20 protein-coding genes are annotated in these 26,496 nt (G+C 62.1%); 6 read left to right on the top strand and 14 right to left on the bottom strand.

What is annotated here, in order from left to right; translation table 11 throughout:
* Window positions 1-202 precede the first annotated feature (202 nt).
* The 4 genes from I4X03_RS22575 to I4X03_RS22555 all read left to right on the top strand — a co-directional run bounded on the left by I4X03_RS22575 (window position 203) and on the right by I4X03_RS22555 (window position 4,927).
* Window positions 203-694 carry a hypothetical protein gene (locus I4X03_RS22575; protein ID WP_223471247.1) on the top strand — a complete coding sequence of 164 codons (492 nt, stop codon included), beginning with the start codon at window positions 203-205 and terminating at the stop codon, window positions 692-694.
* Window positions 695-864: 170 nt separating this feature from the next.
* The gene (locus tag I4X03_RS22565) at window positions 865-3,534 is read left to right on the top strand and encodes an RHS repeat-associated core domain-containing protein (RefSeq protein WP_223471245.1); all 2,670 of its coding nucleotides are present in this window, start codon (window positions 865-867) and stop codon (window positions 3,532-3,534) included.
* A gap of 100 nt (window positions 3,535-3,634) precedes the next feature.
* Window positions 3,635-4,132: a hypothetical protein gene (locus I4X03_RS22560; RefSeq protein WP_223471242.1), complete on the top strand. Its 498-nt coding sequence runs from the start codon at window positions 3,635-3,637 to the stop codon at window positions 4,130-4,132.
* A 15-nt stretch (window positions 4,133-4,147) separates the two neighbouring features.
* Window positions 4,148-4,927 carry a hypothetical protein gene (locus tag I4X03_RS22555; RefSeq protein ID WP_441295281.1) on the top strand — a complete coding sequence of 260 codons (780 nt, stop codon included), beginning with the start codon at window positions 4,148-4,150 and terminating at the stop codon, window positions 4,925-4,927.
* A 692-nt stretch (window positions 4,928-5,619) separates the two neighbouring features.
* On the opposite strand, the gene I4X03_RS22550 is transcribed toward I4X03_RS22555, so the two are convergent.
* From I4X03_RS22550 to I4X03_RS22490, 13 genes are all read right to left on the bottom strand, one after another.
* Window positions 5,620-6,417 (bottom strand): alpha/beta fold hydrolase, encoded by a 798-nt coding sequence (locus tag I4X03_RS22550; protein WP_223471240.1) that lies wholly within the window; start codon window positions 6,415-6,417, stop codon window positions 5,620-5,622.
* A 13-nt stretch (window positions 6,418-6,430) separates the two neighbouring features.
* Window positions 6,431-7,867, bottom strand: a complete 1,437-nt coding sequence (locus I4X03_RS22545; RefSeq protein WP_223471238.1) for an aldehyde dehydrogenase family protein — start codon at window positions 7,865-7,867, stop codon at window positions 6,431-6,433.
* 57 nt (window positions 7,868-7,924) lie between these two features.
* The gene (locus tag I4X03_RS22540) at window positions 7,925-8,731 is read right to left on the bottom strand and encodes an enoyl-CoA hydratase/isomerase family protein (RefSeq protein ID WP_223471236.1); all 807 of its coding nucleotides are present in this window, start codon (window positions 8,729-8,731) and stop codon (window positions 7,925-7,927) included.
* A 29-nt stretch (window positions 8,732-8,760) separates the two neighbouring features.
* Window positions 8,761-9,468 carry an ABC transporter ATP-binding protein gene (locus I4X03_RS22535; protein WP_223471234.1) on the bottom strand — a complete coding sequence of 236 codons (708 nt, stop codon included), beginning with the start codon at window positions 9,466-9,468 and terminating at the stop codon, window positions 8,761-8,763.
* Window positions 9,461-10,225 carry an ABC transporter ATP-binding protein gene (locus tag I4X03_RS22530; RefSeq protein ID WP_223471232.1) on the bottom strand — a complete coding sequence of 255 codons (765 nt, stop codon included), beginning with the start codon at window positions 10,223-10,225 and terminating at the stop codon, window positions 9,461-9,463. The genes I4X03_RS22535 and I4X03_RS22530 overlap by 8 nt, the downstream gene beginning before the upstream one ends.
* Window positions 10,222-11,277, bottom strand: coding sequence for a branched-chain amino acid ABC transporter permease (locus I4X03_RS22525; protein WP_223471230.1), 1,056 nt, complete (start codon window positions 11,275-11,277; stop codon window positions 10,222-10,224). The genes I4X03_RS22530 and I4X03_RS22525 overlap by 4 nt, the downstream gene beginning before the upstream one ends.
* Window positions 11,270-12,163 carry a branched-chain amino acid ABC transporter permease gene (locus I4X03_RS22520; RefSeq protein ID WP_223471228.1) on the bottom strand — a complete coding sequence of 298 codons (894 nt, stop codon included), beginning with the start codon at window positions 12,161-12,163 and terminating at the stop codon, window positions 11,270-11,272. The genes I4X03_RS22525 and I4X03_RS22520 overlap by 8 nt, the downstream gene beginning before the upstream one ends.
* An 11-nt stretch (window positions 12,164-12,174) precedes the next feature.
* Entirely contained in the window at window positions 12,175-13,353 is a 1,179-nt protein-coding gene (locus I4X03_RS22515) for an ABC transporter substrate-binding protein (RefSeq protein ID WP_223471226.1), read from the bottom strand.
* A 34-nt stretch (window positions 13,354-13,387) separates the two neighbouring features.
* Window positions 13,388-14,917, bottom strand: coding sequence for an AMP-binding protein (locus I4X03_RS22510; RefSeq protein WP_223471224.1), 1,530 nt, complete (start codon window positions 14,915-14,917; stop codon window positions 13,388-13,390).
* Window positions 14,910-15,434, bottom strand: coding sequence for a (2Fe-2S)-binding protein (locus I4X03_RS22505; RefSeq protein WP_223471222.1), 525 nt, complete (start codon window positions 15,432-15,434; stop codon window positions 14,910-14,912). Before I4X03_RS22505 ends, I4X03_RS22510 begins: the two co-directional genes overlap by 8 nt.
* Window positions 15,431-16,249 carry an FAD binding domain-containing protein gene (locus tag I4X03_RS22500; RefSeq protein ID WP_223471220.1) on the bottom strand — a complete coding sequence of 273 codons (819 nt, stop codon included), beginning with the start codon at window positions 16,247-16,249 and terminating at the stop codon, window positions 15,431-15,433. Before I4X03_RS22500 ends, I4X03_RS22505 begins: the two co-directional genes overlap by 4 nt.
* The gene (locus I4X03_RS22495; protein ID WP_223471249.1) at window positions 16,246-19,245 is read right to left on the bottom strand and encodes a xanthine dehydrogenase family protein molybdopterin-binding subunit; all 3,000 of its coding nucleotides are present in this window, start codon (window positions 19,243-19,245) and stop codon (window positions 16,246-16,248) included. Before I4X03_RS22495 ends, I4X03_RS22500 begins: the two co-directional genes overlap by 4 nt.
* Before the next feature lie 130 nt (window positions 19,246-19,375).
* Complete coding sequence (locus I4X03_RS22490; RefSeq protein ID WP_223471218.1) at window positions 19,376-20,230, bottom strand: AraC family transcriptional regulator; 855 nt, start codon at window positions 20,228-20,230, stop codon at window positions 19,376-19,378.
* A gap of 118 nt (window positions 20,231-20,348) precedes the next feature.
* Between I4X03_RS22490 and I4X03_RS22485 the strand changes: the two genes are divergently transcribed.
* Window positions 20,349-20,864 carry a flavoprotein gene (locus tag I4X03_RS22485; protein ID WP_307735394.1) on the top strand — a complete coding sequence of 172 codons (516 nt, stop codon included), beginning with the start codon at window positions 20,349-20,351 and terminating at the stop codon, window positions 20,862-20,864.
* 329 nt (window positions 20,865-21,193) lie between these two features.
* Here the strand turns inward: I4X03_RS22485 and I4X03_RS22480 are convergent, their stop codons facing one another.
* Window positions 21,194-25,126 carry an NACHT domain-containing protein gene (locus I4X03_RS22480; protein ID WP_223471216.1) on the bottom strand — a complete coding sequence of 1,311 codons (3,933 nt, stop codon included), beginning with the start codon at window positions 25,124-25,126 and terminating at the stop codon, window positions 21,194-21,196.
* A gap of 743 nt (window positions 25,127-25,869) precedes the next feature.
* On the opposite strand from I4X03_RS22480, the gene I4X03_RS22475 reads away from it, so the two are divergent.
* Complete coding sequence (locus tag I4X03_RS22475) at window positions 25,870-26,118, top strand: AAA family ATPase (protein WP_223471214.1); 249 nt, start codon at window positions 25,870-25,872, stop codon at window positions 26,116-26,118.
* Window positions 26,119-26,496 lie beyond the last annotated feature (378 nt).

Below are 26,496 nucleotides of genomic sequence, written 5' to 3'. Positions count from 1 at the left end.
ATTACGCCAAAACAGAAATTGGCCCTTGCCGCTTAACCTCTACTTTTAGCATGCTCTAAAAATGGGGGGATTACCACTCGTCATTCATTGAACATTGACTTTGAGGGAGGGGGGCAATAGTGTAAGTAAAAATTCCGCAGTGATTTTAACGGATCATTGTCAGGGCGGAAATGCAATCGACCTAAATATCCGAGGTGATGAAATGATTCGAGAAAGACTTCGCAAATCGCGGCCGTTGATCATGGTTTTTCTATTTGGCGCAGCGATCATACTCAGCATGACAACAGCTTCCCGAGAGTCCTCGATTGGCTTGACGTTGGAATGGGAATCTATTGGGAGCGATGTTGAAATTAACTATGTCAGAACCGAGGGTGGACAGAACGAAAGAAAGGTTCACACTCACATTTCGAAAAGCTCTCCTGCGCATTACGCTTTGATGCCTGGTGATGTGGATGGCATCCCGAAATGGATGGAAATTGAATGGCAATATGGAATTATTGATGGGAAAACATACGAAGAGGCCCACAGATTTGCCAAATATGCAAAGGCTCATATTGACCTGAAAGCCTTGATTCCAATGGAGTACATAGAAGAGGTGGCACGGGACCGGAACCGCAAGCAGTTAAAACTGACCGGGACGTTCAATGATGACAAGCTTAGTGTCCGCGCCGAGGTCTATCAATGGCGAGATTAGTTTTATAACGTGTCCCAATTGTTCAAAACGGTTTTCAGCGAGTCAAGCGGTGCCCGGCAACACCGACCGCGGCCCCATTACCCGGCGCTACGACGCAGCTGACCGGCTTGTGCAAAGCACCGACGCGAATGGCAGCTGGGCCAGCTACGAGTACGACGCGGTTGGGCGGATTGTCGGCAGACCCTGACCGATCCACGCGCACGAATCGGTCAGCGGCAAAGCGTGACGACCTGGATCTACACGGGAGCCTGCTGACCGGGATCGATCACCCTGGTCAGCAGGAGCGCTACACCCACGATCCCACCGGGCGCGTTACCACCAAAACCGTGACGCTGTCGCCAGCTGGCGGCAAGGCTGTCACCAGCCTGACTGAATACACCTACTACCGGAGCGGGCGATTGTCCGGCATCTCCCTTCCCGACGGCAGCATGCTCGAATACCGCCGCAATGGCCAGGGCCAGGTCGTTGCGCTCGAGCGCCACCGTATACGTACGTCCTGGCTGCGCTGGCTGGAAGCGCCCGATGTCATCGTCAAGGACCTGGAGCGCGACATTGTCGGTTTGCGTAGCGCTTCTTATGGCAATGGGGTGCGTGCGCGCTACCAGCGCAGCGCGCAAGGCATGCTGGCCAGGGTCGACTATCGCGCACCTCCGCGCACGTCCCCGTCCGCCGGAATGACGCTGGCCCTGTCCGCCCTGACCGGCGCCGGGCCAGCCGCTGCGGCTCCTGCGCGCGGGGTGGACACGTCGGCCCAGTCAACGCCGGCGCTGCCGGGTGCGCTCGGCCACAAGCGCGACCCGAACGCCCTGCTCGATCATCGCTATTTGTGGGACCTTGAGGGCAACCTGCTCCTGCAGGTAGCAAACGACGGGACGAGCACCTACGCCTACGATGCACAGAACCGCCTGATCGTCAGCGCCACAGCGCTCAAGGCAAACAGGACGCCACCCGTCCTGAGTGTCAGCCGCTATGCGTATGACGGCGCAGGCAACCGCCTGCTGTCTCAGCAGGACATCGGCAGTCAGGATGAGCTCACGGTCGCGACGCACGCCGCGCGCTACGCGCCAGGCAGCCAGCGCTGGCTTGGCGACACGGCTACTACATCCCCCGTGTACGACTCGACCGGCCAGCCTATCGCAGCCGGGACGAAGCACTACCGCTGGGACGCCGCGGGCCAACTGCGCGAGGTTCACGTGGGAAATAAGGTCCTCGCACGTTACCGCTACGACCATCGTGGCCTGCGGGTGAGCAAGGAGACCGGCGGCGCGCTTCGCCACTACCTGTACGAAGACCGCAAACTGCGCGCGGAGCTCACTGCCGACGGTAAGATCACCCGCCAATATGTGTACCTGGCCGATCAGGTGGTGGCGGTGATCGATTGCGATGGCGCCCTTCCGGCCGATCGTTCGCGCTCTCCGTTCGCCCAGGCCGTTGCCGACCTGGGGACGGTCGTCGCCGGCTGGTTCTCGAGGCCGGACGCGACGGCCTATCTGCATACCAACTACCTGGGCGCGGTGGAAGCGGCTACCGACCGCGAAGGAAAACTGCTATGGCGGGCGGCTTATCATCCCTACGGCAAGCTCGCCCGCCTGAGCGCACAGCCGGGTTTTCAGCTCAACCTGCGTCTGCCTGGCCAATACCTCGATGCCGAAACCGGCCTGCACTACAACGACCGCCGCTACTACGACCCAGAGCTGGGGCGTTACCTCACGCCTGACCCGATTGGGTTGCAAGGCGGTGTCAACAGCTATGCCTACGTGGACGGCAACCCGCTGAAATATGTGGACCCGAGCGGACTAATTCTCTTTGCTTTCGACGGCACGAACAATTCCAACCCGGCGCCAGATAAAGACCAGTTGTCGAACGTGTGGAAATTTGCAGATGCTTACAACGATGGAAGAATGTGGTACATGAACGGTGTCGGTCGGCCAGACCAGGAGAGTGGAATTGGAACGAACTGGCGCGACGAAATCAATGCAAACACAGCCCGGTCCCGGGTGAGTTATATGCTAAAGCAACTTGATAGCTATCTTCAGAATGGGAAATTCGCAAAGGGCGAGATGGTCAATATCGACATTGTCGGGTTCAGCCGCGGCGCTGCGATGGCCCGGGACTTCTCCAACAAGGTGGCAGACCGTCTTCGAAAAAATGCGTATGCGAAAAGCGGCGCCTGTGTCTCGATCAGATTCATGGGGTTGTGGGACACTGTTGCTCAGTTTGGGGTAGGCGGGAACGAGAATGATGAATGGCAACTCAGTGTCCCAGGAGAGGTCAACAATGCGTTTCAAGCGGTCGCGCTGAACGAGTACCGGTTCGCATTTCCTGGTGAATCAATTTTGGGCGGTGACGGTTGGGGAGTCCGAGTCGAAATGGGATTTATCGGGAGTCATGCCGACATCGGGGGCGGGTATGCCGAAGGTGATTTGTCCGATATTTCACTGAACTGGATCTACCTTCAGGCATCTAGATTAGGAATAAAAATGATGCCGTTGGACCATGCGGACACAGTGCTCACCAATCCGGTTCTTCACAATAAAGAACTGCCAGATAGCTCCCCAATCACGACTGAGCGTACTTGGAGAACGAGATCGAATAACGGGAAAATCATTTCCGAGCCAACACAGAAAAAAGCCGTTATCGACGGAATGAGTTATCAAGGCTCTCTCGATTTCATAAGCTATTACCGTGGGACGACCTATGTCGACCCAGTCGATGGGATAACGAAAACCATCTCGGGCGCCAAGAAGGACGCGTACGGGCACCCTAATATCGTTGGCACTGTCGACATGGCGGAATATTCTAAATGGCTAGGAACGTACTATGGACTCGTCATTCGTTGAACATTGATTTTCCGGCACCAATAGTTACGTAAAAATCTTGCGGTGATATTCCAGGTTCAATGTTAGCTTTGAAGAGAAATCGGCCTAAACGTCAGGAGTGATGAAAATGATTCGAGAAAGACTTCGCAAATCGCGGCCATTGATCGTGGTTCTTCTATTTTCCGCAGCGATCATATTCAGCATGACATCAGCTTCGCGAGAGCCCTCGATTGGCTTGACATTGGAATGGGAATCGATAGGGAGCGATGTTGAAATTAACTATATCAGAACCGAGGGTGGACAGAACGAAAGAAGGGTTCACACCCACATTTCGAAACGTTCTCCAAAGAGCTATGCTTTGATGCCTGGCGACGTGGATGGCATCGCAAAATGGATGGAAATCGAGTGGCAATATGGGATTGTTGATGGAAAAACATACGAAGAGGCCCACAGGTTTGCCAAGCATGCTAAGGCTTATATTGACCTGAAAGCACTGATTCCACCCGAGTATATAGAAGAGGTGGCACGGGACCGGAACCGCAAACAGTTAAAACTTACCGGAACGTTCAATGATAACAAGCTTAGCGTCCGTGCCGAGGTGTATCAATGGCGAGATTAGTTTTATAAGTGTCCCTTGGGCATGACCGCTTTCAGGAAGCCGGCGGTGTCCGGTGACACCGCCTGCGGCTCGATAACCCGGCGCTACGACGCAGCCGACCGGCTGGTGCACAGCACCGACGCGAATGGCAGCTGGGCCAGCTACGAGTACCACGCGGCCGGACGTTTCGTCCGACAGACCCTGACCGATCCGCGCGCACCAATCGGTCAGCGGCAAGGCGTGACGACCTGGATCTACACGGGAGCGCTGCTGACCGGGATCGATCACCCAGGTCAGCAGGAGCGCCACACCCACGATGCCGCCGGGCGCGTAACCACCAAAACCGTAACACTGTCGCCGACTGGCGGCAAGGCTGTCACCAGCGTGACTCAATACGCCTACGACCGGAGCGGACGATTGTCCGGCATCTCCCTTCCCGACGGCAGCATGGTCGAATACCGGCGCAATGACCAAGGCCAGGTCGTTGCGCTCGAGCGCCACCGTATCCGTACGTCCTGGCTGCTCGGGCTGGAAGCGCCCGAGGTCATCGTCAAAAACCTGGAGCGCGACCTTGTCGGTTTGCGTAGCGCTTCTTATGGCAACAGGGGGCGTGCGCGCTATCAGCGCAGCGCGCACGGCCCCTTCCCCGGAATGACGCTGGCCCTGTCCGCCCTGACCGGCGCCGGTCCAGCCGCTGCGGCACGTGCGCTTTGGGGTGGACGCGTCGGCCCCGTCAACGCCGGCATTGCCGGGCGCGCTCGGGCACAGGCGAGACCCGGACGCCCTGCTCGATCACCGCTATTTGTGGGACCTTGAGGGCAACCTGCTCCTGCAGGTAGCAAACGACGGGACGAGCACCTACCCCTACGATACACAGAACCGTCAGATCGTCAGCGCCGCCCTTTCCGCTTCAAATTCAGGGACTTACTTGAATTCGATACCATGATTGGTGACTCCTTGGCATCATGGTACTGATGGCGCGATAGTATCCGCCAAATATCGATACCATGTCCGATACCATCAAATTTTGTTGCTTGTCCTTGCCAGGCATTGCCTGATATTGCCGAGCCAAATAAGAAAAAGCCCCTAAAAATCAGGGGCTTCCGTTACTTCAAATGCCTGAGCTTGCCAGCTCTTGCCGAGTCAGGAATTATTCCCACTCGATTATCAGGGGCCGAGCTAAGTCATTGATAAACTGACGATAAATCTGTAACAGACTCTTCGGTACCATAACAAATACCATGTCTCGGTAACCACCGTGCGCCCGGCATCCAGTTCGATAGGCATGCTCGTACAGTGGTTTGGTTTCCCTAGGTCGCACTGGAAGGTGAGAATTTATTGATGCGCTTCGCGACCGAGCGATGCGCTGCCCGCTCGTGTGAGCATTACAAGCGGATGGCATGAAGACGGCGGCCTCGCCTACGTGATTGCGGCAATTCAGCCCTTGTAAGAACTCCTCAAACACCTCGGCGTGCGGGGTTCGTTGCATCGCGCCTCGCGCGAATCCCTCACTCACGGCACCTCGCAAGAAAGGCAGTCACCGCCTGCAAGGTCAACTCCGGGTGTTCCTCATGCGGCACATGTCGACAGTCTTCAAGCACCAACAATTCGGCGTGGGGAACCCGGCGCTGTATTTCACGTAACTGTTCCAACGATCCGAACTGATCCCCCCTGCCCTGTATCACCAGCAACGGGCTCGCGATGGTTTCAATCGCCGCTGTCACGTTCCAGGCACCGAAGGCGGGCGAAAGCCAGCACTTGCTCCAGCCGTCGAATACGCCGCCCGAATCCTCGTGCAGGCGTGCGAGGCGGCTGGCGAGGCGCCCGTCCTCCCAATTCGCCCGCATCTGCCCAATCCGCTCACGCGCGACTTGCTCGGTAAATACGTGCGGTGCCACGGCAACGATGGCGCAGGCATGCTGCGGGAATGCCGCGGCATACAGCAGCGCAATGGTGGCGCCATCGCTGTGGCCAAAAATAATCAAACGCTCTCGCTTGGCATCGATGCCGAGCGCGTCAAGCAGGGCCGGCAGGAGTTCGCACGCCTCGCGCTCCATATAGTCCACCGGCCACGCTTGCCCGGATGTGGGGCGAGCCTGCGAGTGCCCGTAGCCGTAGCGCGAGAAAACCAGCCCGCGGCAACCGGCTGCCGAACATAGGGTGCCCGGCCATTCGTTCCATATTGCGGCCGAGCCGAGGCCTTCGTGCAGGAACACGATCAGCGGCGCATGGTGCAGCTCGCGGCCGATCCATCCGTATTCCAGCGTAATGGGGCTTCCGTCAACGCAGATAGCGATGTGCTGCAAGGCGGTTCCTTTCTCAATGGCGCGGCGTGGCGAGGAAGTCGGCGAACGTGCTGCGGGTCTGGCGGCCGGGATGCACGATGCGGTCACAAGGCGCAGCGCCGCCCGTCGCCAGCCAGTCATGCCGGTTAATCAAGATGCTGTCGCTGCACAGTGCGTGCGCCAGCCGCTCTCCACGGGCCGCGTCGCCGGTCCATACGCTGACCGAGCGCGCCACCCGCATCGCATTGGCATAGGCAGTTGCTTCATCATCGGTTTCGAATTGGCCGATCGAGAGGAACGGTCCGTAAACTTCCTCGATGCTGGACGCGCCGGCACAATCGCGCTCGACCACCAGGGTCGGCGAAAGAAAGTAGCCGCCGGCGAGCTCCCCGCCAGCGCGACGGCCATGCAATACCACTTCGTCGCAGTGCTCGAGCGCCCGTTCCGTGCGCACGCCGGCCGCGACCAGCGCTGGCGCATCGATCAGCGGCCCCAGGCCGCAGTCGGCGCGGTCGCCGGCGCCGAGGATCACCTGCCCCAACGCCCGTTTCAGCGCCGCCTTGACCGTGTCGAAACAAGAGGCATGAACGAGGATCCGGCGCGGCGCGCTGCTGTGCTGGCCGGCGGCGATCAGCGCCGCGGCCGCCAGCTGCCGGGCCACGGCCTGGACGTCGATGTCCGAAAACACAAGGCTGCACGACTTCCCTGTCAGGTCCAACAACAGCCGCTTGCCGCTGGGCGCGGCGGCCTGCGCCATCTTGCGCCCGGTCTCCTGCAAGCCGGTGAAACACAAGATGTCCACATGGTGCGAGGCGACCAGTTCACGCGCCACCTCCTGCCCCGTCTCCGACACCAGATTGACCACGCCCGGGGGCAGCTCCTCGAGCGCCGCCAGTTCGCCAATGACTGCGGCGGTGATCTGCGCGCATTGCCGCGCCGGCTTGACGACGGCGCTGCATCCGGCCGCCAGCGCCGGGGCCAGTGACGCTACCAGCAGCGCAACCGGCGCCTGCCATGCAACCAGGATCGCCACTACGCCGGCCGGCTGCGCTGCCGCCAGCCCGGCGTCGCCGGCGGCTGCCGCCTGCAGCAGCACCCCGGCGTCCTGGCGCAAGCGAGCGATGGCGCTCGAAATCTCGCGGCGCGACTGCGCCAGCACCTTGCCGTTTTCAAGGGTCAGCAGCTGCGCCAGGTCGGCGCGGCCTGCCAACCGATCGGCCCAGCGCAGCAGCAGCCGTGCGCGCTGGGCCGGGTCGCGCGCGAGGCCGCCGCATTCAAAGGCGCGCCGGGCCGCATCGATCGCCCGCCGCCCATCGGCCGCCGCGCTGGCCGCGAAACTGCCGATCTCGCGGCCGTTGGCCGGGTTAATACTGTCGCCCGCGCGCGCGCTGCCCGCCAGCTGCCATTGGCCGGCGATCAGGTTCAGCGCATGCAAGGGCTGCGCGCTACTCCCTGTCGTTCTTGCTCCCATGGCAGAATCCACCCCTCGATTTCATTCCGGATGCGCGTCAGCCTGATGCTGCCTTGCTCAGCTTCCCTTGAAATCTGGTTTGCGCTTCTGGTGGAACGCCTCGACGCCCTCGCGGAAGTCGTCCGACCCGCGCAAGCGGCTGTAGCAATGGCCTTCGAGCTCGATGGCGATGCCCAGGGTTGAGTCTTCGGTGTCGTTGAGCAGTTTTTTCGCGGTCCGTTGGGCGATGGGCGAAAACGCGCGCAGCTCGTCCACCAGCGCATCGGTAGCCTTTTCCAGATCCGCATCCGGCACGCACATGGTGGCGATGCCCCAGTCGTAAGCCTGCTGGCCCGGCACCCGGCGCGAACGCATCACGACGTCCTTGGTGCGGCTGATGCCGACCATTTTCTGCAGGCGCGCGGAACCGCCCGAACCGGGGATCTGGCCCAGCTTCTGTTCCGGCAGCGCGTACTGCGAGGTCTCGGAGACGATCCGGAAATCGCAGGCCAGCGAGATTTCAAAGCCGACCCCGAAGCAAAAACCGCGGTTGGCCGCAATCACCGGCTTGCTGCAACGCGCAGGCGCGGCGATGTTCCACGCCAGTTTCGACACGTGCTCGGGCGTCGCATCGAGAAATCCGCGGATATCGCCGCCGCTGGAGAAGTGCTCGCCGACCGAACGCAGCACGATCACCCGCACTGCCGGGTTTTCGTCGAGCGACTCGAACACCAGGCGCAGCTGGTCGCGCTGGGCCATCGAGATGATGTTGAAGGGCGGGCGTTCCAGCACGATGTCGGCGCGTTCGCGCTCGGCGTCGATGATCACGGAAAAGCCGTCGAGCGTTTCGAGCAGGGTCTGTGCGGGATGGGACAATTGGGACATGTTGTTTCCTTCTGGATGAGTTGCAAAAGTTAAACCGCGATCGCTTCTTGCAGGCTGCTGCGGGCGCTGCTCGATGCGGCATCGCCGGACAGGATCACCTGCCCGCGTTCGAGCGCATAGAAACGCTTGGCGACATCGAGTGCCCGGTGGACGTTCTGCTCCACCAGCAGGATCGGGATGCCGTCATCGCGCAGGCGTTCGATGATGGCGAATATTTCATCGACGATGATCGGGGCCAAACCTTCGGTCGGCTCGTCGATCAGCAGCAGCTTGGGCGCGCCCACCAGCACGCGGGCCATGGCCAGCATCTGCTGCTCCCCGCCCGAGAGCGATGTGCCGAGCTGCGGCCGGCGCTCCTTCAGACGCGGAAAGCGCTCGTAGGCCTGTTCCAGCACCGCGCGCGATTCGGCCTTGGCGCGGCCCGGGCACTGTAGCAATCCCAGCTTCAGGTTCTCCTCGACCGTCAGGCCGGGAAAGATGCGGCGGTCCTCCGGCACCAGGCCCAGGCCCATGCGGCAGATACGGTCCGGCGCCAGCGGGCCGATCTCGGTGCCGTTGAAGCGCACCGACCCGGCACTCGGCTTGACCCAGCCGGCGATGGTTTTCATCACGGTGGTCTTGCCGACACCGTTTCGACCGCACAGCACCACCACCTCGCCGGCGCCCACTGTCAGCGACACGCCTTGCAGCACATGGCTCAGGCCATAGTGGGTGTGGACGTTTTCCAGTTCAAGCATGGTGAGCTCCCTGTCCAAAATACGCGGCCTGCACCGCCGGGTTAGCGCGCACCGCGGCGGGCAGGCCCTCAGCCAGCTTGGCGCCCTGGGTCATCACGACCACGTGGTCGGACAGCTTCATCACCAGTCCCACGTCGTGCTCGACCAGCAGGATTGACAGCTCGCCCGCGAGCGACTTGATCATGTCGCCGGTCTCCTCCGTGTCGGCGTGCGACATGCCCTGGGTCGGCTCGTCCAGCAACAGCATCTTGGGCTTGCAGGCCAGCGCCACCGCAATTTCGAGCCGGCGCTGTTCGCCGTGCGACAGGTAGCCGGCCAGCTCGTGCGCCTTGGACGACAGCCCGAACTGGGCGATCAGTTCCTCGGCGCGCTGCAGCGCAAAGGTGCTGCGGCGTACCGGCAGCAGCGCGCGCGCTGCCGGCTCGAGCGCCTGCGCCGCCAGCCGCAAGTTCTCGAACACCGACAGTTCGAAGAACAGGTTGGTGATCTGGAATGAGCGCGCCAGACCGGCTTTCATCAGCTGGTCCGGTGCGCGCGCGGTGACGTCCTGGCCGTTAAAGCTGACGGCGCCGCCGCTCGGGCGGATGGCTCCGCTGATCAGGTTGAACAAGGTGCTCTTGCCGGCCCCGTTGGGCCCTATGACCGACGTGATGTGGCCGCGCCTGGCATCGAAACTGACGTTGTTGACCGCGGTCAGCGCGCCGAAGCGCACCGACAGGCCACGTACCGACAGCACATTCTGGTCCGGCTGGGTCATGACTGCTCCTTTCGCGAGAGCCACGCTTCGAGGCGTGGCCGCATGTAGCCGATCAGGCCCTTGGGGAAAAAGATCACCGAAATCATGAACAGCACCCCGATCACGATCAGGTGGTGCTCGGTGTACGAACCCACCACCGACTTTAGGGCGCTCAAGATCACGCTGCCGTACAGCGGACCGATCAGGGTACCGACGCCGCCCAGGATCACCGTGATGACCGCGTTGCCGGAGGCCTGGAAGAACATCAGCTCGGGCGACACAAAGCCGCGCAGCATCGGGTACAGCGCGCCGGCCATGGCGGTCACGTTGGCGGCCAGGATGAAGGCCAGCAGCTTGTAGCGCTGGGCGCTGAACCCGAGGAACGGTACGCGGTGCTCGTTGGCCTTGATCGCCACCACCAGGCGCCCGGCCGGTGTCTGCAACAGCGCCTCCAACGCGAAGTACATGGCCATGACCAGCACCAGCACCAGCAGGAAGAAGCTGCCGGCATGACTGCTGTCGACCGTGAACAGCAGGAAGTTGGCCTGCACCACCGGGATCCCGATGATGCCGTCCGAGCCACCCAGTTCGCGTGTGTTGAACACCACCTTGGATACCACCTCGGCCAGGCCGAAGGTAATCAGCGCAAAATACACGCCGCGCGCCCGGATCGCGATGATACCGGCGACGGCGCCGGCCACGGTCGACGCAAGCAGCGTCACCGCCAGCGCCAGCCAGAAAGAGGCGCTCCATTCCTTCAGCACCAGCCCCGAGACATACGCGCCGAGCCCGAAGAACAGGGCGTGACCGAGCGACAGCAGGCCGGCAAAGCCGAGCAGCAGGTCGACTCCCATGGCGAAGCCGCCGTAAATCAGCGCCTCGGTGGCGAGGCGGAAGAAGAACACATCGTCGAGCGCCGCGGCAATCACCGCGAACAGCAGCGCCAGCGCGATGAACAGGAAGGCGAAGTAGCGCACCGCGTTGCGGGCAATGCGCTCGCGCCGCGCAACCGAGCCCAGCACCGGTGCCGGCGCGGCTGCCGCAGCCGGGAGGTGAATCAATTTGTCAAGCATGGCCGAGCCTCCCGAACAGTCCTTGCGGCCGCACCATCAGCACCGCCACCATGATGGCGAATACCAGCGGGTCGGTCCACGACGGCGACATGTACAAACTGGCGATGGCCTGAATCTGGGTCAACACCAGCCCGGCGATCACCGCGCCCTTGATGCTGCCAAGGCCGCCGACGATGACAACGCTGAACGCCAGCAGGATGAAGTCCTTACCCATGGTCGGGAACACCGAGTACACCGGGGCCAGCAGTACGCCGGCCAGCGCCGCCAGCGCCACGCCAAAGGCGAAGGTGCCGGCGTAGACGTGCGATACCGGCACTCCCAGCGACGACGCCATGTTCTTGTCGAAGGCGGCGGCGCGCACCATCGCGCCCAGGCTGGTACGGTAGACCACCAGCCACACAGCGACGATGATCGCGCTGCCGATCGCCATCAGGAACAGGCGGTAGTTGGGGAAGAACATGCCGGCGATCTCGCTGGCGCCCTCGATCGGGGTTGCCGCGGTCAGCGCCTGCGGACCGTAGAACACCTTGAACAGGTCTTCCATGACGATCGCCAGGCCGAAGGTCAGCAGCAGGGTCAGGATGTGCCGGTCCTTCTGGTGAAACACACGCTGGATCAGCATCCGCTCGAAGGCATAGCCGAGCGGCGCCATGATCAGCGGCACCAGCAGCAGCATCAGCCAGAAATTGACGCCGGCGGCGGCCAGGGTGACGCCGAGGTAAGCGCCGAGGGCGTAGAACTCGCCGTGCGCCATGTTGATGACGTCGAGCAGACCGAAGATGATCGTCAGCCCGAGCGCCATCAGGATCACAGCCACGCCGATCGACAGGCCGTTGACGACCTGTGGAGCCAGCACGAACTGCAGCGTGTCGATAAAACCATCCATGACCGCTGTCCTCAGAACCGGCTGCAGGTGTCGGGGCCGATCGCGGCCGCGCCAGGCACTTTGCTCATGACCTTGAATTTACCGTTGGTCATCTGGGTCGCGTACATGTCCTGGATTGCCTGGTGGTCGCCCGCGCGCATGGTCTTCTTGCCCTGCGGGGTCATCCACTCCAGCCCCCGCATCGCGGCGCGGACCTTGTCGGTGTCGGTACTTTTCGCCTTCTCGACCGCCGCCTTGTAGAAGAACATCACGCCATACGAGTCGGCCCCGTACAGGTCGGGCGCTGCCTTGGCGAACTCCTGGAACGCCTTGACGAATTTCTGGTTCTCGGGCAGGTCGATCTCGACCGAGTAGCCGACGCCGGTGACGAAGCCTTCGCCGGCCTTGCCGACGGCCGCCAGGTTCTGCGACGTCAGCGTGCCGGATGCGCCCACCACGGTCAGGTTCTTCAGCAGGCCGTATTGCGCCATCTGGTTGAACAGGCGCACAGTGTCGTTGCCGGCCACCGAGGTGTACATCACATCCGGACGCGCTGCGCGCACCTGGCCAAAGAACGGCGAGTAGTCCTTGTTGTCGAGCGGTGCAAACACCTCGCCGACGGTCTTGGCGCCCTTCTTTTCGGCCGCGCTCTTGAAGGCGGCTACGGTGCTGCGGCCCATTTCGTAATCTGGGCCGAGGTAGAACACCTTGGCGTTCGGCTTGGCCTTGCTCAGCCACTCGGCCAGCGCGGCCGACTGCTGGCCGGCCTTAGCGTTCACCCGGAATACGTTGGGCGAACATTTTTCACCGGTGATGGTGTCCGAGAACGAGACGGTGGTGGCGATCAGGCGCCCGTTGCGCTCGGCCAGCTGGCCGACCGCCAGCGTCGATGCCGAATTCACGGTGCCTGTCAGAAAATCGACTTTCGACACCTGGAACAGCTTTTCGGCTTTCGGCGCGGCGACCGATGGATTGGCTTCCTCATCCTCGAACAGCAGTTCGACCTTGCGGCCCATGATGCCGCCGCCGGCGTTGATCTCCCGCGTCGCCAGCTCGATGCCCCACTTGACCTGCTGGCCCAGCGCTGAATAGGTTCCCGACAGCGGGGTCACCACGCCGATCCGGATCGGGCCGGACTGGGCCGCCGCGCCGGTGGCAAAACCCGCGCTCAAGGCTGCGGCCATTAACTTGATTGCAAATGCTGTTTTCATGTCTGTCTCCTGTACTTTCTTGGGATGGGTTGAATTACTGCTGTGCTTCTTCTTCGTATTCGTTGGCGACCAGCTTGCGGCGCAACAGCTTGCCGACCGGAGAGCGCGGTACTTCGGCCACGAAAATGTAAGAGCGCGGCCGCTTGAAGTTGGCCAGGCCCGAGGTGCGGCAGTGGGCGTCGAGTTCTTCGCCGGTCACCGGCGCGCTGCGCTTGACGAAGGCGGTGACACACTGACCCCAGCGTGCGTCGGCCAGGCCGACAACCGCCACTTCGTCGACCGCCGGATGGAGCGACAGCAGGCTCTCGATTTCGACCGGCGAGATGTTCTCGCCGCCGCTGATGATCATGTCGTCGGTACGTCCCGAAACGAACAGGTCGCCGTCGCGGTCCAGGTAGCCGGTGTCGCCGGTGAAGTACCAGCCGCCGCGCAGCGCCTTGGCGTTGGCGTCGGGCCGGTTCCAGTAACCTTCGAAGGCTTCGTCGCCGGCCAGGTCGACGATGATTTCGCCCTCCTCGTAGCGCGCGGCCGCCGTGTCGGGATTGCCGCTGTCGAGCCGCACCACGCGCAGGCGCTGGTTGATGCCGGCCCGCCCGGCGCTGCCGGGCTTTTTCACCGCCGCCGAGTCGATGCTGAAGGTGTACACCTCCGACGAGCCGTAGTGATTGACGAATAGCTCGGGCCGGAACAGGGCATCCAGTTTCTTGAGCAGGGCCTCGTTCATTGATGCACCGGCGAAGCCGAGCTTGCGCACCGAGGACAGGTCGGTGGTGGCGCAGCTCGGATGTGCGATGACGTCGTGGTACAGGGTCGGCACCAGGTACAGGTTGGTGATGCGCTCGGCCTCGATTGCGGCCAGCACCGCCACCGGGTCGAACTTCGGCACGCACACGAAGCAGCCGTCGACCAGCGCCATCGCCAGCAGCGAACGCACGCCCATGGTGTGATAAAGCGGCATCACGCCGAGGGTGCGCTCATGGCGGCCATACTGGTTCTGGGCGACGTGGGCGAGCGCGGCGGCACGCTCTTGGCGGTGGCGCCGCGGCACACCCTTCGGCTTGCCGGTGGTGCCGGAGGTGTACAGCATCAGCGACCAGTCCTCGGCGCCTGCGCCCAGCAACTGCGCCGGCTGAGCCGCCGCCAGCAGCTGGTCGAACTGCAGCGTGCCGCCGTCGGCGAAGCCGACCGCGATGCGCGGCAGGCGCTGGGCCACCGCCGAGTCGCGCACGGCGTCGGCCGACACGTCCTGGAATACGACGGCGCGCGCATTGGCGTCGCCGGCGCAGTAGTCGATTTCGTCCGGCTTGGCGCGCCAGTTGAGCGGCGTGACGATGATGCCGGCGAACTGGCAGGCCCAGTGCAGCGTCGCCATCTCCCAGCGGTTCTGCAGCAGCGCGACCAGGTGGTCGCCGCGCTGCAGCCCGATCTCCTGCAAGCCGCCGGCCACGGCGGCCACGTGGCCAAACCATTCGCTGTAAGTCAGGCGCAGCGCGCCGTCCACCAGGGCCAGCTGGTCGGGACTGCGTTCTGCCGATGCGAGGAAACTGCGGCCCAGATCAAGCATGTTGTGTACTCCCTTGGAGAGCGGCCTGGCGTTGCGCTGCAACGTCGAGCACCGCGTTGACGATATTCGTGTAGCCGGTACAGCGGCACAGGTGGCCGGACAACATGTCGCGCACCTGCGCTTCGGTGGGAGCGGGAACACGCTCGAGGAAATGACTGCATGACATCAGGATGCCGGCGGTGCAGAAACCGCACTGCAGCGCGTGGTGGCGCTTGAAGGCGGCCTGCAGGTCGCCCAGCTCGGCACCCGCGCCATGGTTGAGTCCCTCGACCGTGTCGACCTTGCGGCCGTCGGCCTGCACCGCCAGTTGCATGCAGGCGCGCTGGGCCACGCCGTCAACCCGCACCGTGCAGGCGCCGCAGATGCCGTGTTCGCAGCCGACGTGGGTGCCGGTGGCGCCCAGCTTGTGGCGCAGGAAGTCCGACAGCAGCATGCGCGCTTCGGCCGGGGCGCTGCGCGCCACGCCGTTGAGCGTGATGGTCACCGGATACTCCATGTTTTTTTCGTAGTGTTTCATGTGCTTGCCTTCACTATTAATTGACGGCCCAGCTGGCGCACCAGGTGGCGCCGGTATTCGGCGCTGGCGTGTGCGTCGCTTTGGGCTTCCAGTTCCCATGCGAAGTCGTTGAGTGCGGTATCGAGGTCGCCGCCGCTGATCCGGCCCCAGCGCTTGCGGATCGGGCGGTCGGCCACACCGCCGGCGGTCAACTCGATGGCACCGTCGGTGACGACCGCAGCCAGCGCCACGATGGCGAAATCGCCATGCCGCATCGATACCTCGCGGAAGGCGTAGCGCGCACCCTGCTGCTGCAGCGGGAACCGCACTTCCTCGACGATCTCGCCGGGGCGCAGTGCGGTCATCAGCATCCCCTGGAAGAACTCGTCGGCCTTGAGCACGCGCCGGCCGGACTGCGAACGCAGCACCACTTCGCCTTGCAGCGCCGTCAGGCACAGCGGCAGTTCGGCGCTCGGGTCGGCATGTGCGACCGAGCCGCAAACTGTGCCGCGGTTACGGATCTGGAAGTGCGAAATCCAAGGAAACGCCATGCCGAGCAGCGGCACTTCCGCCGCCAGCGAAGAGCGCGTTTCGACGCTGGCCTGGGTGGCCGCGGCGCCCACCGCCAGCTTGCCGTCTTCGACCCGCACGTAGTCGAGGTCCTGGCAGCGCGAGATATCGACCAGCATGGCCGGTTGCGCCAGGCGGATGTTCAGCATCGCCATCAGCGACTGGCCACCGGCCAGGATCTTGGCGTCCTCCCCGTGGCGGGCCAGCAGGGCCACTGTTTCCTGGGCGCTGTCGGCCCGGATGTAGTCGAATGCTGCGGGCTTCATTTGGAGACTCCCAGCGCACTCAGGATGCGCTGCCACAGCGAGCGCGCGGGCGCTGTGGCGCTGCCGCCGCCAGCCTGGCGCCCGAGTTGTTCGAACAGCTGGCGCAGCACGATTTTCGCGGCGCCCTCCAGCATGCGGCCGCCCACCGCGGCCACCTTGCCGCTGACGGCGGCGCTGTAGTCGTAGCTCAGCAAGGTACCCGCGCCGGCCGCCTCGAGGCGAATCCGGCCGGCGCCTTCGGCCGAACCGAGCGAACTGACGCCCTTGCCGCCCAGTGCCAGGCCGTGCGGCGGATCGAGTTCGGACAGGTGGATCTCGGCCGCGTAGCGCGCCTTGACCAAGGCGATGCCGATGGTAACGTCGGCGCGATAGTGGTTCTCGCCGACCTTCTCCAGCGCGTGGCAACCCGGGATCACCTTGGCCAGCGCGGCCGGGTCGAGCAGCACCGCATACACCTGATCCGGTGTTGCCGGCAGTTCGACCGAACCCGACATCGACAGCGCATGGCCGCCGTGCGGCGCCTTGACCGGGGCTGCGCTGCGCGGCTTGCTCGGCGCCGGGTCGTCGATGCCAAGCAGGGCATGAATCTTCGATGGCGTCAGCGGCAGCCGCAGGTCGGACACGCCGAGCGCATCGGCCACCGCGTTGGCGATGCACACCGGGGTGCTCATGTTGTTGCCCTCGCCCAGTCCCTTGGCGCCCAGCGGCGTGAATGGCGACAGCGTCTCGCTATGGACGATCACAGGCTCCGGCACTTCGCAGGCGGTCGGCACCAGGTAGTCGGCGAAGGTGCCGGACTTGAAGCTGCCGTCGCTGCCATAGTCGAACTCCTCCATTAGCGCCGCGCCCAGCCCCTGCGCGAAGGCGCCGCGGATCTGGCCGTCGGCCAGTGCCGGATTCAGGATGCGGCCGGCGTCGTGCGAGGTGACGTAGCGGTCGATGCGCACCTGGCCGGTGAGCTGGTCGACTTCGACCGCGCAGATGTCGAACAGGAAGCCGTAGGCGGCCGAGCTGTTGATGACGTCGTGCTGGTCCGGTGCAAGCAGTTGCGGCGGGGTCCAGAACACGGTTTCGCGCACGCCCGAGGCCATCCCTTGCGGCAGGCTGGCCGGCGACCAGTGGGCGCCGCCGGCCACGCGGTGGAACGGCAGCCGATTGCCCGGATCCGTGCGCGCGAACACCTTGCGTCCCTCGAACACGATATCAGCGACCGGCACCTCGAGGATCGCCGCGGCGATCAGCGCAAGTTTGTCGCGCACCTTGAGCGCGGTCAGGTGGACGGTGCCGGCCACCGCGCCGGCGAAGCGGCTCGAGTAATTGCCGGCAGCGATGGACCAGCCGTCCTTTTGCGTATCGAGTTCGGCGTTGACCAGCACGTCCGCGGGCTCCAGGCCGAGCACGTCGGCCACCACCTGCGCCACCACCGTGCGGTGGCCCTGCCCTTGCGGCACCGAGTCGATCATGACGCTGACGCTGCCGAGCGCGTCGACCGCCACGGTGGCGCTGGTGTTGGCGCCGTTCTTGGGGCCGGCCCTGGCGCGTTCGGCCGGGGTCAGCGCGGTCGTGATGTAACCCATGTTGGAAATCGACGGCTCGACCACGGCGGCGTAACCAATGCCGTACAGCCGCCCCTCGGCGCGGGCCTGCTCGCGGCGCACCTTGAGTTCGGCCAGGCCGCCGCGTTCGATCGCCATCGCCATCGACAGCTGGTAGTTACCGGAGTCGTAGAGCGAGCCGGCCGGCGCGCGGTACGGGAAGGCGTCCGGGGTAATCATGTTGCGGGCGATGACGTCGAGTGGATCGAGGCCGAGTTCAACCGCGATCCGCTGCATCAGGCGCTCGAGCGCGAAATACACCTGCGGGCCGCCGAAGCCGCGCACCAGGCCGGACGGGGTCTTGTTGGTCAGGACCACCTGGTTATGTACCGCGAGATGGCGCACCTTGTAGGCGCCGGTCAGCATGCCGTGCATGCGGTAGAAGGTGGCAGGTTCCGGCGCCCGCAGGTAGGCGCCGCAGTCGTCGATCTGGTGGTAACGCAGGGCTGTCATCTCGCCCTCGGGCGTCAGCGCCGCTTCGATGGTGGTGACGCGGTTGGTCGACGAGACCGACCCCTGCAGGTGTTCGAGCCGGTCTTCGATCCACTTGACGGGCGCCCCCGCCTTGCGCGACGCAAGGCACAGCAGCACGATGTAGGTCGATACCGCCTGCTTGGTGCCGAAGCTGCCGCCGGAGTCGCGCGGGGCGCGCAGACGCAGTTTGGTGCCGCTCACCTTGAGCGAGCGCGCCATCACCGGGTGCAGCGCGAACGGCCCCTGGAAATTCGACAGCACATCGTAGCCTTCGTCCCCCGCCAGGTGCTCTGCGACAACGGCGAAGCATTCGATCGGGGTGCAGGAGTTGCGCGGGTAATGCACCTTGATCTTGACGGTGCGCGCGGCGGCGGCGAAAGCGGCTTCGGGCTCGCCATACGAGAAATGTCGGTCGTTGACCAGGTTGGCACCGACCGCCTGATGCAGCACCGGTGCACCGGGTTCCAGCGCGGCCTCGGGATCAACCACCGCCTTCAGCTGGCGGTACTCGACCTTGATCAGTTCCAGTGCGTCTTCGGCCAGGTAGCGGCTCTCGGCCATTACCACCGCCACCGGCTCGCCGACATACCGGGCGCGCTCGATGGCGATCGACCAGTGCTCCATCGGCTGCTTGACGCCGACCGCGAACGGAGTCGACCAGGCGGCGACGTCGGCGCCGGTCAGCACCGCGCGCACGCCGGGCAGCGCCAAGGCGGCGGCGCTGTCGATGGCGATGATGTCGGCGTGGCCGTGCGGCGACCGGAGGACGGCAGCGTGCAGGGTGCCCGGCTTGACGCCAATGTCGTCGGTGTAGCTGCCGCGCCCCGTGAGCAGGGCTGCGTCTTCGAAGCGGGGCAGCGCCTTGCCGACATGGGTGCCCGGCGCGGCGCCGGCTGCGGCGAAACCCTCGGCAGGCAATGGGAAAATCTGATTCACTGTGAGTCCCTTTTCGCAGCATTACTGATGCAAAAAGTGTAGGCCTCTGTGTGCCGAAAACTGTTACCCGTGGGTGTCTTGATTTACCTTACAGTCTCTTTTTTCTTTCGCGCCGCGCGCCTCAATGATGGTCGTACACATCGACCACCTTGCGGTACTGGCTCGGCATTGCGCCCAGATGCTGCTGGAAGAAGCGGGTGAAGTGGCTCTGGGCGCTGAAGCCAAGGCCCTCCGACAGGCTGACCAGCGGCACCCGGCTTTGGGTCAGGCCTTCGATCGCTTTTTCCATGCGCAGCACATTGACGTACAGGTTGGGCGTCAGGCTGGTGTCGTGCTGAAACAGCTTGAAGAAGTGGGCGCGCGACAGGCAAGCTTCGGACGCCATCTTGTCGATATCGAGTTCGGCGCCAACGTTGGCGCGCATGTAGGCGAGCGCGCGGCGGATGCGCGGATCAGGAATGCGCGACAGGTCGGCCTTGCGCAGGTCATTGAAGTTGCGCCATTCCGAGAACGCGTCGATCACGGCGATCATCAGGTTCGACAGCTGGATCTCGAGCTGCTGGGCGCTCAGCTGATCGCCATACAGCATCTGCATCGCGAGCTGGTTCGACAGGTTGCGGATCGGCTTGGAGATCTCGACGCAAGGCTGCGGGAAGAAGCCCGGCTGGCCGCTCGCAATCAAGGCTTTTTCTATTTCGCCCAGCCACAGCGGTTCGATGTACAGCGCCAGGATGATGGTGCCGGGAGCGTCGGGATCGTGGTGGGTATACGCGTGCGGCTCCCACGAATTGACCAGCACCGCGGTCTGGTCGGTCAGCGGATAGGACTTGTCGCGCACATTGAAGAACGTGTCTTCGCCGCTGACCTTGATCAGCACGTGACACTGCGAATGGCCATGAGTGACCAGTGGGCGATCCATGTCCAGCAGGCAGACTCGACCGAACTTCCCTTGTAAAACACGTACGGCAGCTGACATGCCAATCTCCTGCGGGGTGGGCGCCTTCCTGAGCGCCGGATCGGGGTCCGGGTCGTGGCGCACTCTTTTCGGTTATTGATTCTGGACTGCCTGCGTGCGACGAATACATGCATGCTGCATGACCCGGCGGGCGGCAAAATTACTTAATAATGCACCAAAAATCGGCAACGCGCACGCTCCGAAGGCAGTTTTTGGGCATGCAGGCTCGATCACCGGTGCCAGCGACGCGATCTACGGAGTGCGCCTGCGGGAACCGCTGCGCGCCAGTCGCGCCTGCGAATCGCACTTGGTGATGTCGGCCTCCGGCGCGCTGACGGCATTGCAACAGCTCGACTTGAAGCGTGGCGATATCGAAGGCCGGGCCGATCTGGGCCACAACGTCAAGGACATCAGCGCCACCATCGCCAGCGGATCGTTCCACTCGCTGGTGGTCGCGCCCTGTTCCATGCAAACCCTGACCAGCACCGCGCTCGGGCTGGCCGACAACCTGGTCAGCCGTGCGACCGACGTCATGCTCAAGGAAAGGCGCCTGCTGGTGCTGATGGCGCGCCAAACGCGGCTCTACTTGAGGAGGATCTGGGCCTTGAGGATGGCGACGAAGGCGGCGCTGGGTGCGCTGAGTGGAAGCGCATAAGAAAACCCGCCGAAGCGGGTTTCTTATTTCAATTATTTCCTAAGAGAAATTCACTCCCACTCGATGATCAATGGTTGAGCTAACCTTTTGATTTCGCTGGCACTTCGAGCGCGGATGCTGAGGAATACCATGCACGATGCCATGTCAAGGTCATTCGTCCTTGTCCAAGCAAGTACGGGCATTACCTCGACCTTACTTACCGCGACCATCGTTCCCGCCAATGAAACTACGTGCATGGTATCGCGAATAATCTGCTACCGACCAGGCTCAAAACGAACTGCCCTCCATAGAGCCTGGGCGATCACCTTCGCAGCGAAGCAACTGCGGTTTCATGAGTCGAAGCCTGATGATTCCAAGCCACGCAGAGCCCGGCTAGCGCCTTCCCTGATGTCCAACTCCCTATCTGTCAGCAACCGATTGCCCTCTTCGCGCACTTGGTCCGGCTGGAGATACCTCACGTCAAGGATAGGCAACGCCGCATAGCGAAGGCGAGCGTCATCATTATGTAGCAAGCGGACGACTGCGACCGCCCCGTCTCCAAGGTACAAGCCTTTGGAGACAGCTGTGCGAAGAAGCTCTGGCCGCAACTGATTGTTCAGAATGCCTTCCAAGAGTCTTGAACGCAAGAGGGCTGAGCCCGCCGCTTCAGTTAGAGCATGCTCACATGCAGCACTTCGCACGTCAGGTCGATCGTCGGCGAGGAGTGCAAGGAGGAAGTCATGCTCTGGCGCGAACGCCGGAGCCAGAATCTTGGCTAGCTCGTCGCGAGGACTGTCCGGAATAACGCCCCCCTTCCTCGGATACGGCTCTTCTTTGGTCCGCCATTGATCAAAGAAGGCCCGCAACTCGCCGGCCAATACTCGGTTCAAGGAAAAGTCTTTGACCAACTCGGCAGCTGCCTTGGCAGCGTAGGCTGAATTCCCGCTCAGGCCCCTTCGGACAGCTTCGATGTGATCGGCGCCATAAGGAGGCTCCAGGCTTTGGTACAAGTAGCGGCAGCCTGGAGTGCTTTCTCCATGGAGTAGGCGATCTAATAGAAGGCGTTGCCCCGTCCCATCTGGCAAATGACTAGCCAGCGCGGCGGATATCCGAAGGGACTCACCCCGACCACGCGTGAGCAGATTTTTGATTGTCTCTGGATATTCCGGGCAACCATTCAGGGAATAAAGTACCTGAGCAGCGTTTAACGCAAAAAAGTGAGAGGAGTCGACAATCAGGTCTTCGAGTTCGTGGATCGATCCGCTGTCGACAATCGGGTGCTCTAAGTCAGCCTTCGCGTCAACGCTTGGTAGGTCAAAAAGCCTGAGTCTTTGGTCCTCAACGTCGTCTAGGATGTTCCTTTTCATCGAACGCGCCTGCCGCACTAGCTGGGCGTGGTCTATGCCGGCGTCCCGCGCAAGCGCGTGAATGACCAGACGCCTGGCCGCATCTGCCGGCGCCGACGCTGTCCTGCTGGGGTTGTCCCCCACAGGCGTATCCCAATAGGAGATTACCGTTATGCAGGCGCCAAGTTCAAGGCTGTGACTCGGATCTCTCCGGTCGGCTTCGTCACTCGGGACTAACGGATCGTCGATGAGCTCAAGCAAGTAAACGGCCTCACGGTTCCAGTCTTCGCGGTCCGACATTAGGCCAGCCATGTTTTGTGACCATGTTTCGCTCAACATCCTGCTCAGCTCCAGTCCGGATTGCTTAAACAGCGTCTCTAACTCACCGATGGTGCTTATATTCAGGCCCTTGGCATCGCCAATAAGCTCATGGAGTACTTGCAGTGCCTTTGGCTCTGGTGGGGTGATGAGGATGCGCCGCGCCGCGCCGCGCACAAGGTGCTGCCATACGGCGTTCCCAGTCGGCCGGACAAAGAGCCCGCCTAGGTGGGAATCGATTGGCCGAGAATCTGCCAACGTAGATAGCGCTTCAGTGAGCGTTGAAATCGTCAGCCCTTGGTAAGTGCTGACGCATAGGCAGGCCCAGGCGACCAGCCGGCTCCACCCATCTGATGACTCGGTCCGGCCCAGCGCCCCTCCCTCGATCATGCCCCAATGGTCTTGAGACACCAGGCAAAGAGCTTCTCCGGCGACATAGCGCATCCGTGACGCGGTGTTCTCCACGGCATGCCAACAACACTGCACGAAGCATGCAAGGGCATCACTCTCCAAGGGCACCCCCGCCTGGACCACTAGCTCGACCGCGTCGTCAAGCCTGTTGCCAGCCTCGGTGTCGCCACCTTCCGCGAGTTCAGCCCAGACTTGCAGGATCAGCGACGTGAGGCCGAGGTGGCTGGCGAACGACAAGGTTTCCTTCCAGTCTGGCGTCCCAATCGCGCGCGCGACGATCCCTCGTTGCGCTTCGGGAGCGCACCTGGACATGTACCGCGCAGCTGCAAACTCTCCGAAGGTCTTGTGGACGAAGGTAATTGCCTCTTGGGTTTGCGTACGTACCCGTTCGATGACGCCCAAACACTCCCAGTAGTCTCGGCACTCACTGATCTTCATCTCGCTGACGAGAAAAGATAGTCCCGTCTCCTCGCGCCACCACCGTGCGCATCGCGACACGGTTTGTTCGGCCGGTTCGTTGCCCTCGGATAGAAGGCACCACCCAAGCAGCTCCAAGAACCTGTTCCTTTCCGGCTCGCTTGGCGGGCGTTCGGTAAGGCGGAGGGGCGGGTGGTCCTGCAGCAACTGGAAAAGCTTGCGATACAATGTCCCCTTGCCGAGCCCTGGCTCAATGCCTTTGGTCACAAGGGCAGCGACCAGCGTGATCATCAGGGGGCTCCTCGCGGCGGCCCCTTTGATGGTCTTCGCACTCAGTTGGGCGATGGCTTGCTTCACCGCTCGTGACCGTAGCGCTGCATCAGCAAAAGGGATCGCCTCAAGTACCTTGGTGACCGCCTTCTCGGCCGCGGTGTCGTTCAGTGGTTGGAGCTCATAGTGTCGCCATCCCACTATTTCTCCCGGGCGGTAACCAATAGGGCGGCTCGTTACCACAACGCGGGCGCGTGGATGTGCCACGGAGAAAGCGTGCAGGTTCGCAGTCACCAGGGACTGCTGACTTCCGCACTCGTCCAACCCATCGCACAGGATGACAGCCCCTTCGAGTGAAACGACTGGTGTCCGAAGACCCGAGCCGCTGAGCGCCACGTCCATCAAACTTTCTTCGAAACGTCGACCTTCGCGGACGAGAAGCGCAACCACCTGTGGCAAGCGCACATGGAGCGTTAGGAATCCGTCAGCCGAATAGTCCAAAGCCAGCTTCTTGAGTAGCGTCGACTTGCCCATGCCAGGGCCGCCCACGACCACGCATTTCCTGACGAAGCGGGCGATGGTCCGCGAATCAAAAGAAGGCCCGTTCCTGCGACCGCCACCATACTCATGGTAACGGCGAAGCGCCTTGTCGAGATCCTCCTGGTCGGTCCAAGCATTGTCCATCGCCTGTGCATCCAACTCGAGCCAACACGCTTCGAAGGAGACTTCGCTATGTACGCCGACGACGGTCATGTTGGCGTAGGTACGATGCAGCCATTGCCGCGTGGCTGCGACCAACTGGACGCGCGTGTCGACTTCGGTCGTCTTTAGCTTGACCCGGGCGAGCGACAAGGTCCGGTAGATGTCTTCTGGTGTCGACCGTTCCCTTCTTCGTATCAAGCGCCGCCCATATTCCACAAGCACCGGCCAGGCGGCCTCTGGATCCTGGACGATGCGGCTAAGGCGCTCGCTAGCCATGACCTCTGCTTCGCGGTTCCCATCAATTGCGCTGACCACGACGATGCGCAAGTGCCTGCATACCAGGGTCGCATCCAAGGACGATGACGACATCAGCTCCGCCCACGCTCGGCCGATATCGCGCAGTCCGTCGGTTCGCCCAGCGCCCAGGCGAACAATGTCCTCGGCCAAGGCTTCGCGGATCGTCCCGCTGCAGTTCGGACACACAGCCAAGACCCCCGCGTCGATCGTGCCGTCGGAAATGCCCCTTGACAGGCCCATCAGGGCGTCCCAGAGATCATCCCCGCGCTGCAGCCCGCGCTTGGCCTGAAGTTCTACCTGTTTTCCGCCCTTTGTCGCGAAGCGGACGTCGTCGCCAGGACCGCCCGTCTCAGCGTGCAGCTCTAGCGGTGTGTCGTCCAATGCCCCTTCAAGCCATCCTATGGGCCGTTCCACCAGCAGGTGTGCCATGACAACAGCAGTGATTCGCGCCTGGAAATCCAATCCCCTTTCAGCGGCGCTACCACCTGTCAACCGTTTTCCGGTCTTCTCGTTGCCCATCATTTCATCTCATGCGTGTGGCGTTAGTAGCTTACTTATCACGAGGCTTTGGTAAGACTCCTGGCGCGATAATCCCGATCCTGACTTCTTCGCCATCATCATATCGTAATGCGGCAAATGTTCGGCCCGCTCGAAGATCTTCTTGAAGATGGCAAGCTGGTCGTCGATCGCGTCCGGACCGAACGCGCGGCACGAGGCCATTGAGTTCGGCTTCGATATCTTCCTGCGAGGTAGGTTCAAGCTGCACGGCAAAGCGCTTAACAAGCAACAGATCCAGCGCCGCCCATACCGACACCTCGCATTGACAAAGCCACCGATCTATCGACGGTTTGCCTGTTGCATCGTCCTTATTTCGGTTTACTACCCGTTCTCTGATTACCAGCCGATACCCAAGCGATGGGGCGTCATTCCGTCGTTTACGATAGGTCAACGCTCCAGCGCTACGAAATGCGTGAAGACGTATAGCGGCTCGGGTTGAATTAAAAGCGAGAGTATCCTCTATTGCCGGGTCTGCTCCCTTGATGGGAGATCGGCCAATGTAGGATAACCCGGCACGCATCGACTAGGCGGGTCTCGCTACGAGGGCTGCGACTTCAACCCTCGTTCCTACCCTTAGTAGCTGTGACAATGGGAGAGATTCCCGACAGACGTTTTAAGCGATAATGTAGGAACACTCTTACAGACTGCCATTTTGTGATGGTTCAACTTGGCAGCCCCCTATGGACCGACCATAACTTTACCCTTCCATGCATCTGCAAACAATCTCCGTCCAGAACTTTAAGGGACTCCGAGAAGCTTCGTTCACACCCACACAATTTGGTTGCTTGGTTGGAGAAAATAACGCAGGGAAGTCATCCGTAATGCAGGCGATTGTTACGGCGCTCAACAGGCCAAGCCAGCTGTCACTTAATTTATTTTATGACCACACATTGCCGGTCCGCTTCACACTCAACTACTCCGACCAATACCAGACACCCTTTTCTTCGCGAAGCTGACCAATATTGATTCCGATATTGCTCAGCGCCGAAACGGTTTCAAACCGATCGTTAGGGTCAAATACGACCCAGTTAGTGCAGGTGTAATTTTTCGGGTCGAGGTTTGCCGCAGCAGCGTAGATTGAACTTACTCCCCGATAAACTGGCCTTGAGAGAACGCGTTTAACATTAACTTTATCGTTGCCTGTCCTGACTTGCCACAGTTCCGAGCCGTTATACCAATACTGAACAGTCTCCCTCGGATATTTCGAAAGATCGTTCTCACCACAATTCGAGTCCTCGCCATTGTCAAAAAAAATCACTAGGGAAGCGCTGATCAATTGATGATTTCAGCGGTTTCCCGATTTTTGGCGGAAGCGGCATCGTCGAAAAAACGGA

Origin of the sequence: Massilia soli (assembly GCF_016809835.1) — a bacterium.
In the GTDB taxonomy this organism is placed as follows: domain Bacteria; phylum Pseudomonadota; class Gammaproteobacteria; order Burkholderiales; family Burkholderiaceae_D; genus Telluria_A; species Telluria_A soli.
Note: the sequence above shows the minus strand (reverse complement) of the source record. Positions and strands in the feature narration are given on the sequence as shown.